We start from the raw sequence: 1,592 nt of genomic DNA on the forward strand, positions 1-1,592 counted from the left end.
AGACGGGCATGATCAAATCGAGCCCGCAACAGATCATCGCCAACGGAACGGACTGGCACTTCCTCGACGAGTTGAAGCGTGAGCTAAAAACCTGATCCCATCTGTCTCGAGGGGAGACGTAGACATGCAAATCATCCAGAGCCGCAGGCGCTTCCTGGCCGGCCTGACGGCTGCCGGCACCGCAAGCCTCGTCGGCGCTCCAACTCGAGTTCTTGCCGAGCCAGCGCCGGAGACCACACGCATTCGCTTGGCCAAGATCCCTAGCATCTGCGTGGCGCCACAGTATGTTGCAGAGGATCTGCTGCGCGCTGAGGGCTTCACCGAGGTTGCCTATGTCGCCGCAGGCCCCGGTGCGGCCACGGCCTCCGCGGTGGCGAATGGCGAGATCGACTTTAGCCTCAACTTCGTGACAAATTCGATCGTCGCCTTGGACTCCGGTGCGCGGCTCACTCTGCTCGGCGGCATCCATCCCGGTTGCTTCGAGCTGTTTGCCAAGCGCGGGATCGACAGCGTCGTCGATCTGAAAGGCCGGAACGTCGGCGTCCAGGGGCTCGGTTCGGGGCCGCATCTGTTCCTCGCCAGCATCGCGGCCTATGTCGGGCTCGATCCGGCGCGCGACATCAACTGGGTGGTGGACCCGGCGGTCAAGCCCAAGGAGCTGTTCGCGCGGGGCGACATCGATGCGTTCCTGGGCTTTCCGCCGGACCCGCAGGAATTGCGGCGCAACAAGGTCGGGCACGTGATCGTCAACAGCACTGTGGACCGACCTTGGTCACAATATTTCTGCTGCATGCTGTCCGGCAACAGCGATTTTGTGGCCGCGCATCCGGTTGCTACCAAGCGTGTGCTGCGCGCCATCCTCAAGGCTGCGGATCTATGCACCGCTGCGCCGGCCTTGGTTGCCGAGCGCTTGGTGGCGGGCGGGTTCGCCAGCCACTACAATGATGCGTTCGCAGCGATCAGCGAGTTGCCCTACCGGGAATGGCGGGACTACGATTCCACTGATACCGTCCGCTTCTATGCGCTGCGTCTGAAGGAAATCGGTTTGATCGGCTCCGCACCCGACAGGATTATCGCGAAAGGTACGGACTGGCGCTTCCTCAACGAACTCAAGCGCGAGCTGAAGACCTAATAGGCGGCGGGAGCGGTTGTTCCACCTCGTTGCCGGCGATGTCTGCATTTTGGGCGGTGGCAAAGGCGTCCGCAACGGCCGACATGAGGCGCATCCAGTCCGATCGCCCTAAGGGTTCAACTGGGGCCGGTGACTGGCAGCTTCGAGTCTTGGAATGCCAGAAGCGGGCCTTAGATGCCCAGCTTGCATGGACGAGCACTGACCTGATGCAGATCTTCATGTCGATCACTCGAACGGAAGCAAGTAAACTCGAACTGGCCATTCGCGACAGCGCAAACAGTCTCCCTGACAGCGAGGCGCTCGCGTTTGGCGGAGTAAGTTTTGCGCTCGCAACCAACGCAAATTGGGCGCCGGCCAAAATCGGAAGACCGGTTCGGGTGGATAGTGTTGAAGAAGTCGGCGATGAAGCCGTGGATCCACTCGCACCGAAGCGTCTTGATTAAGGTCGACGCGACCTCCT

2 protein-coding genes are annotated in these 1,592 nt (G+C 61.4%); both read left to right on the forward strand.

The window, feature by feature from the left end; all coding sequences use genetic code 11:
• Window positions 1–124: 124 nt before the first annotated feature.
• Complete coding sequence (locus tag NKI97_RS35325; protein WP_352838601.1) at window positions 125–1,132, forward strand: ABC transporter substrate-binding protein; 1,008 nt, start codon at window positions 125–127, stop codon at window positions 1,130–1,132.
• 206 nt (window positions 1,133–1,338) lie between these two features.
• Window positions 1,339–1,575: a hypothetical protein gene (locus tag NKI97_RS35330; protein ID WP_352838602.1), complete on the forward strand. Its 237-nt coding sequence runs from the start codon at window positions 1,339–1,341 to the stop codon at window positions 1,573–1,575.
• Window positions 1,576–1,592 lie beyond the last annotated feature (17 nt).

The organism is Mesorhizobium sp. M0296, assembly GCF_040321675.1.
Lineage (GTDB): Bacteria > Pseudomonadota > Alphaproteobacteria > Rhizobiales > Rhizobiaceae > Mesorhizobium.